Annotated in this window: 5 protein-coding genes and 1 pseudogene; 2 read left to right on the top strand and 4 right to left on the bottom strand. The window is 40.8% G+C overall.

Going from position 1 to position 7,907, the window contains the following annotated elements; translation table 11 throughout:
- Positions 1-126 precede the first annotated feature (126 nt).
- A pseudogene (locus tag JMX07_RS13205) lies at positions 127-276 on the bottom strand (type IV pili twitching motility protein PilT); the annotation flags it as partial.
- A 132-nt stretch (positions 277-408) separates the two neighbouring features.
- Positions 409-1,464, bottom strand: a complete 1,056-nt coding sequence (locus tag JMX07_RS13200) for a type IV pilus twitching motility protein PilT (protein WP_057758253.1) — start codon at positions 1,462-1,464, stop codon at positions 409-411.
- Positions 1,465-1,819: 355 nt separating this feature from the next.
- On the opposite strand from JMX07_RS13200, the gene JMX07_RS13195 reads away from it, so the two are divergent.
- A complete protein-coding gene (locus JMX07_RS13195) occupies positions 1,820-2,536 on the top strand; it encodes a YggS family pyridoxal phosphate-dependent enzyme (RefSeq protein WP_201608400.1) in 717 nt (238 codons plus the stop codon).
- A gap of 46 nt (positions 2,537-2,582) precedes the next feature.
- Here JMX07_RS13195 and JMX07_RS13190 read toward each other — a convergent pair whose 3' ends face one another.
- A complete protein-coding gene (locus tag JMX07_RS13190) occupies positions 2,583-3,857 on the bottom strand; it encodes a hemolysin family protein (protein WP_201608399.1) in 1,275 nt (424 codons plus the stop codon).
- 213 nt (positions 3,858-4,070) lie between these two features.
- Positions 4,071-5,762 carry an NAD+ synthase gene (locus JMX07_RS13185; RefSeq protein ID WP_201548552.1) on the bottom strand — a complete coding sequence of 564 codons (1,692 nt, stop codon included), beginning with the start codon at positions 5,760-5,762 and terminating at the stop codon, positions 4,071-4,073.
- A gap of 859 nt (positions 5,763-6,621) precedes the next feature.
- Here JMX07_RS13185 and JMX07_RS13180 point away from each other — a divergent pair.
- Positions 6,622-7,749 carry an AI-2E family transporter gene (locus JMX07_RS13180; RefSeq protein WP_201608398.1) on the top strand — a complete coding sequence of 376 codons (1,128 nt, stop codon included), beginning with the start codon at positions 6,622-6,624 and terminating at the stop codon, positions 7,747-7,749.
- Positions 7,750-7,907 lie beyond the last annotated feature (158 nt).

Genomic DNA, 7,907 nt, shown 5'->3' with positions numbered 1-7,907 from the left:
GATAGTCGCCCAACGCTTCTATCAGCATGCGAACGGCGCGTTCTTTAATCTCAGGAGTGTAGGTTTGTTTTTTCATTGTCGTATTCTCTCAGAATGTTGAGTCTCCGACAATCCCGGGGCGGTTCACAATCTCATGGTTTGTTCAGCACTCAAAGGTGTTCTACCGACAGGTAAAATTTTTCCATTCACTTTCATGGAAGGTGCTACGTCAGCAGTAATAAAAAGGTCAGAGCCATTTTTGCTGATCATTAATTGTAATAGTTTATCAATGTCCATATCGCACCTGTACCAGATGTAAGTCAATTAAAATCATATTTTAAATACGTCAGTAAAAAGTAAAAAAGTAATTACAGAGACCATAAGTTGTTGGTTATTTTTGATGGTATCTGTCAATACTGTCTGTCAGTACTATAAAAATGCCTCAGGTTGCTTGGCATAAGGACGTGCAACATCCTTACTAATAGTTCCCTTACTTACCAAGTTCTTTAACGTCTGATCAAGGGTGATCATGCCATCGCCTGCACCTGTTTGGATGGCAGAGTACATTTGAGCGATTTTGTTCTCACGTATCAAGTTACGGATAGCAGGGGTACCTATCATGATTTCATGGGCGGCTATACGTCCACCTGCTTGACGACGCAGCAATGTCTGTGAAATAACAGCTTGCAATGATTCTGACAACATAGCGCGGATCATGTCTTTTTCAGCAGCTGGGAATACGTCAATGACACGGTCAATCGTTTTAGCCGCTGAGCTGGTATGCAAGGTACCGAACACTAAGTGACCAGTTTCTGCTGCGGTCAACGCTAAGCGGATAGTCTCAAGATCACGTAGCTCACCAACTAAGATAACATCGGGATCCTCACGTAGGGCAGAGCGCAATGCTGGCTCAAAACCCAAAGTATCACGGTGTACTTCACGCTGGTTGATCAAGCTTTTTTTAGATTGATGCACAAATTCAATCGGGTCTTCGATAGTTAAAATATGCTCTTTTCGGCTTTCGTTAATATAGTCAATCATCGCCGCAAGTGTTGTTGACTTACCTGAGCCTGTTGGGCCCGTGACCAATACCACACCACGCTTAAAGTCTGAAACGCGTCTAAAGACATCGCCCATACCTAAGTCTTCCATCGTTAATACTTTAGAAGGAATGGTACGAAATACAGCGCCTGCACCGCGATTTTGATTAAAAGCGTTGACACGAAAACGTGCTAGATTAGGAATTTCAAAAGAAAAATCCGTTTCAAAAAACTCTTCAAAATCGGCACGTTGCTTATCATTCATGATGTCATAAATAAGCTGATGCACGACCTGATGGGTCATCTCTGGCATATTAATACGGGTCATTTCACCATCAACACGTATCATTGCCGGCATACCCGCTGAAATATGTAAATCTGACGCCTTATGCTTAACCGTAAAGCGCAGCAAGTCTTCGATATTAAGATTATTTTTTTCAGCCATAATTTGATATTCCTATCACTTAGTCTAGGTAAGACAAAACACTATAAAAGTACGTGGTAAACTATTTATCGATAGCCTTAGTATAATAAGAGATGATAAGAAGTTCACCAGTACAGGTCTTTACCATCACTAGCATATTCAGCAGCATATGTTAAAGCATGTAACAATATCATAACAAGACTATGAGTATTTAACCATCTACTAAATTAAGAAAAACCAAAACTGGAACGTTTTAAAATAATTCTTATAGGAGTTATTTCTAATTTACTTTTAAAAATCGGATAGTTATATTTTTTTTATAATAAAAATTGCAGAAAAAAATCTCAAAAAATTAATCAAGCAATAAGGGCAGAGCATGAAGGAAATGAATGGCAATATTGATGAAGTGACACTTATCGATAATTGGCAACAAGTTAGTAAGCAGATGAAGCAAGCGTGTGATCATGCTGACAGACAGGCTGATAATGTTATGCTGCTGGCTGTTTCGAAAACGAAACCTGCCGATATGATCGCAACTTTAGCGAAGCAGGGACAGTGTGATTTTGGTGAAAACTATCTACAAGAAGCCATCGAAAAAATTACTGAACTTAAAGCTCAGCCTGTAGGCAAAAGTATCGTTTGGCATTATATCGGTAGTATTCAACGTAATAAGACACGTGACATTGCAGAGCACTTTGATTGGGTGCAAACGGTTGAGCGCGATATCATCGCCAAACGATTGAATGACCAACGACCAGCTGACCTGCCACCATTGAATGTGTTGATCCAATTAAATATCGATAATGAAGATAGCAAGTCAGGATGCCTGCCAGCCCAGTTGCCAGAACTGATAACAGCGATCAAAGAGTATGAGCGTTTACAGCTACGAGGTTTGATGATTATTCCTGCTAAAGCAAATACGGATGCCTTTGCTCGAACTAAGCAGTTGTTTGAAGAGGTCAAAGCCGATTGTCCAGAATTAAATAATTGGGATACGCTTAGTATGGGTATGAGTGGCGATATGGCAGAAGCGATAGAAAACGGCACAACGATGGTACGTGTCGGCACCGCTATCTTTGGTCAACGTGCTTAAAACAATGTGAATAGGCTAGTTAAGCATTCTTTAACTAGCCAGTAAATTAAATGACATCTTCTAATTTGGTGACTAGCATCTGTGTGATTTTAAGATTATCAGTCGCAATAATCTCAAATCGATAATTGGCATACTCAATCGTATCGGTCTTTTTAGGAATTTTTCGGAGCATATACATCATAAATCCACTGATAGTTTCGTAATTTTGACTGCGTGGTAAGTCGACGATATCTAATGCACGAATCACATCTTCGATAGGGGTCATGCCATCGATTAACCAAGAGTTGTCAGTGCGCTGGACGATAGGTTGTTCTTCTAGCGTTACCAACTCACCCATCACAATGCTCATCACGTCCTTTAAGGTGATAACACCAACGACTAGGGCATATTCATTCACGATGACTGCAAAATCAGCGCCAGTAGATTTAAACATTTCTAATACTTCAAACAAAGACAACGTATCAGGCACGAAAAGTGCTGGTTTTAATAGAGTTTTGTTTGTCAGGCTAACTTCTTGTTGGTTCAAAACCAAAGCTAAGAAGCTACGAGATTCCACATAACCAATGATATGCTCTAAATCGTCATCATGGCAGACCAAAAACTTATTATGTGGCTGTTCAATCATGATATTTACGACTTCTTCGGTACTTGTCTTGGTGTCGAAGTAAACGATATTTTCTCGAGGATTCATCACTGAGGTGACGGTACGCTCTTGCATATCAAAGATATTCTCGATCAAGTGATGCTCTTGCTTCTTTAATACACCTGCTTCAGCACCAGCATCCATCACTGCATAAATATCTTCTGGTGTCATATCATCTTGACGTATGGTTGAGATGCCAAAGAGTTTAAACAGAATATTTGCGGCCCCATCGAACACCCATATAATGGGCTTTAGTATAAATATCAACAGTATCATCGGGCGTACGAGCCGTACCGCTATCGTCTCAGCGTTTGACATAGCCAAGCGCCTAGGCATTAGGTCGGCAAGTAGTGAAAACAAACTCGTAATAAGTACAAACGATATGACTGATGCTATCGTTTCACTATTCAGTAACTGCTCGAGATAGGGGCTGATGGCTGATTCACCCACGGCACCAGCTGAAATAGCGACCGCATTTAGCACTATTTGTACGACGGTGATAAAACTACCAGGATGCTCCTGCATATTGAGGACATCAAGTGCGCGAACATCGCCTTCTTTTGCCATAATTTGCAGCTTGATTTTGCGTCCTGCGGCGATGGCAATCTCAGCAGCAGAGACAAAGGTGCTTAAGGCAAGCAGTAAAAGAAGAAAAACACTAGCGGTTAGCAAACTCATGACGTACTCGAAAAAGAAATAAAGATAATTAAGGCAAAATAGTTGGTGAAACTGTGCGGAAAAGAATCGGGTTAGATGTAAAAATTTTTGGTGGATAAAAACCAAAAAAGCTGGGCAAGCACCCAGCTAATAGTAAAAATTCGATAGCTTGTAAAACTGGTTAACTAGTACCTCTTAACTTATAGATAGTAAAAATTGAGAGGTATGTAGTAATTAACCTTTGATTGACCACTTATTCACCAATGGATAACGGCGCTCACGTCCGAAAGCTTTGTGGCTAATCTTTGTACCGATAGGAGATTGCAAGCGTTTGTATTCGCTATTGTCTACCATTTTGATGACTTTGGCGACCATCTCAGCATCGAAGCCTTTATCAATAATCTCTTGATAGCCCATGTCTTCATCGATATATGACGTCAAGATACCATCTAACACATCGTAGTCCGGCAAGCTGTCTTGATCTTTTTGATCTGGACGTAATTCAGCCGATGGTGGACGAGTAATAACACGCTCAGGAATAACCGGCGTATCTTCTAAACGGTTACGATAGCTCGCCAATTTATAAACTTGAGACTTATATACGTCTTTTAGTACGTCAAAGCCGCCAGCCATATCGCCATATAGCGTTGAGTAACCAACAGCCAATTCTGACTTGTTACCAGTCGTGATAACCAAATGACCGAATTTATTGGACAATGCCATCAAAATCACACCGCGAGCGCGCGCTTGGATGTTTTCTTCTGTCGTATCCGCTGGCGACTTATTGAATAACGGCGCTAGCGTATGACGGATACCTTCGACAGCGTCAAAAATAGGGCAAACGGTGTAAGAAACATTTAAGCGGCGCGCCTGTGCTTGAGCATCTTCTAGACTGATTTGAGAGGTATACTCGTATGGCATCATGACCGCATATACCTTATCAGCGCCTAACGCGTCAACAGCGATACAGAGCGTCAATGCTGAGTCAATACCACCTGATAACCCGACAATAATGCCAGAGAATCCTGAATGGTTGACATAGTCGCGTAGACCGACGACTAACGCCTGATACATTTCAGACTCGCGGCTCAAGGTTAGAGGCGCTTTGGTCTGCTCGTTAAACTTAGCAGTTTTTACATCTAACGTAGCCAGTAGCAACTGGTTCATAAAACGTGGTGCTTCATGAGCAATGCTGCCGTCAGCTTGTACAGCCATAGAGCCGCCATCAAACACTAGATCGTCTTGCCCGCCCACTGCGTTGACATAGACGATAGGTAGCTTGTTTTCACGGCTACGCTTGGCCAGCATGGTTTTGCGATTGTCTTGCTTTTCAATCTCAAAAGGTGAGGCATTTAAGCTTACGATTAAATCAGCACCTTGTTTTTTAAGCTCAGAGATAGGACCTTTTTCCCACAAGTCTTCACAGATAAGCAGACCAATGGTAATGCCTTTATAGTCAAATAAAACTTGATTGCGACCCTTATCAAAATAGCGACGCTCATCAAACACGCCATAATTTGGCAAAATTTGCTTATGGTAAAAACCTTTTTGATGACCATTATGTAGGATGGCAGCAGAGTTAAAAGTACCGTGATGGTCGACATGCGGATAGCCGACAATCATGACGATATCATCGATATCACTTAAAGTAGACAAAGCGCTTTTGACGCGGCCAGACAAGCTTGGACGTAGCAATAAATCTTGTGGAGGGTAGCCTAGTAGCGCTAACTCTGGGAATACGATTACGTCAGCACCCTGTTCGCGTGCTTGTAATGCTAGGGTACGCATTTTTTCGACATTGGTTGCGATATCACCGACCAAAAAATGTGATTGAGCTAAAGCAAAAGTGACAGTATCTTGTGGTTTATTGGTCTTACTGGCTTCGTTTGAGGTGTTAGAGTTGGGGTTATCAGTGTCTTTTGACATTGTTATTGTTCCTATCGATATATTATTAAAATTTGATGTGTCTGTATTGATTTCAAATAAAATCAAAGTAAATCCGAAATTAACTCAAAACTACGCTCTTGCATATCAAGCTCAAATATTGAGCTGATATGCTGAGTCTAAAGCTCGTATAAGCCTTTATAAAAGACTTATGATTTTGTTCAAGTAACTCACTCTAAGTGATGGCGGCACCCTAAAATTAGAACTTATAATAGTCTAAAAGAAGACGGTATAAGCGGGTGTTGAAATCTGGCTCAGAGGATTCGATGTCTGTACAACGATGTAAATAAATATGTGCAAATAAACTTAACTACACTGAAAAGCTTAAAATAATTGCTTTAGTATAACATCAATTGTCGCGACAAATAGAACGCACCAGTGGATTCCCTTATAAGATAACAGTTTAAAAGCTGAACATAAAAGCAGTTTTCAATACATCATTTTTACACACTAAATTCATGCATTATGCGCTAGTCATTATCGTCGTCATCTAGTAAGCTTGCATAGACAAAGTTGTAAGTAAAGATTACAACAACGCGTTATATAATTCACACGCTTTATTGCATAATAAAGTGTACTAACTGCATTTTTATTGTGTTGTCTACAATAATAAATGGCTATGAATTTGTAGTATGGAACTGAACATAGTCATACTATTTCATTGTCATATTACTTAATCCTCATATGACTTCATAAGTCCGACACAATGCTTTTTTGTACGACTCGCAACTCTCGCTAATGGATATGGCTTACAGACAGTGTCTAAGAGCTGATATTCATCACACATTTATAAACTCGCCAGCAAAATTATCGTTTGCTGTCCGCTTTTGGTTTATACGCTATGATTGAAAACTGGACAAAAGAATTTATTATTCAGCGCTTATTAGCAATTACGTTGCTAGTGGTGCTGTTCGTATTGTGTTTTCAAGTGGTACAGTTTTTTATTGTACCGGCGCTGTGGGCAGCGATTTTGGCCTATGTAACTTTTCCTATCTATAATTTCTTCCATGAAAAGGTAAAGCTAAGCCCAGACTTTAGCGCCGCTATTATGACGGTGAGCATCTCACTGATAATAGGCGTGCCAGTGGTCATCGGTGTGTTTATCTTGCAGCAAGAAGCTTTGAGTTTAATCAGTAATTTGATTTACCGTATCAAGGTAGGTTACTTAGATGTGCCTGACTCCCTCAAAGATTTGCCTATCATCGGTCAGCAAGTCAAAGACGTACTATGGCGTATCAATAAAAACCCAGAAGGGACGCTAGAAGCTTTTCGCATTTGGGTTCAGTCGCATTTATATTACGGCAAAATAGCATTTGATGTGGTGTTCAGTAGTTTGGCCAAACTCGGTATGGCGTTAATGACGCTTTTCTTCTTTTACCGAGATGGCACCAGTCTAGTTCGGCAGATTCGTCAAGCGCTGCGTAACATCATCGGCAATCGCATCGATGGCTATATTGATTCTGTAGGTACAACCACACGTGCTGTGGTATACGGTATTGGTTTGACAGCATTGGCACAGGCGACACTGGCAGGTATCGGTTATTATTTCTCTGGTGCACCAAGTCCTATTTTATTAACCATCGTTACTTTTATCATTGCATTGATTCCGTTCGGCACGCCATTTGTTTGGGGTGGTGTATCTATTTGGCTACTGAGTCAAGGACATACTGCAGAGGGTATTGGATTGGCACTATGGGGTGTGCTGGTGATTAGCTGGGTGGATAATTTGATTCGTCCTATCGTCATCAGTGGCGCGACTAAAATCCCTTTTATCATTATTTTTATTGGTGTATTAGGTGGTCTAACAGCGTTTGGCTTTGTCGGTTTGTTTATTGGGCCTGTCGTGTTGGCTATCGGGCTTGCAGTATGGCGCGAGTGGATATCGCAGCATAAGAATGAGATATTTGCTCAGCAAGAGGTGATGCTTTCTGACCCTCGTGCGATAGATCCTGTGCACGAACCAGAATAACAAGTCGCTAGAAAATACGATGTAAAAAAAATGGTGGTGTATCAAAAAGTATGCTGAAGAAATAAAGGAGGGTGACAGTCAAAGCAAGATGATATATTTGAGGTTATGAAGACACAAATAGATATCAGCTGCCCCGACTGTCACAGTCCCAGTTTAAA

Origin of the sequence: Psychrobacter immobilis (assembly GCF_904846235.1) — a bacterium.
Lineage (GTDB): Bacteria > Pseudomonadota > Gammaproteobacteria > Pseudomonadales > Moraxellaceae > Psychrobacter > Psychrobacter immobilis_C.
The sequence above is the reverse complement of the archived record's forward strand: the minus strand, read 5'-3'. Positions and strand labels throughout refer to the sequence as shown.

Excerpts from the sequence above, each read along its gene's own strand:
- JMX07_RS13200 (WP_057758253.1), bottom strand. The coding sequence starts at position 1,464 with ATGGCTGAAAAAAATAATCTTAATATCGAAGACTTGCTGCGCTTTACG.
- JMX07_RS13195 (WP_201608400.1), top strand. The coding sequence starts at position 1,820 with ATGAAGGAAATGAATGGCAATATTGATGAAGTGACACTTATCGATAAT.
- JMX07_RS13190 (WP_201608399.1), bottom strand. The coding sequence starts at position 3,857 with ATGAGTTTGCTAACCGCTAGTGTTTTTCTTCTTTTACTGCTTGCCTTA.
- JMX07_RS13185 (WP_201548552.1), bottom strand. The coding sequence starts at position 5,762 with ATGTCAAAAGACACTGATAACCCCAACTCTAACACCTCAAACGAAGCC.
- JMX07_RS13180 (WP_201608398.1), top strand. The coding sequence starts at position 6,622 with ATGATTGAAAACTGGACAAAAGAATTTATTATTCAGCGCTTATTAGCA.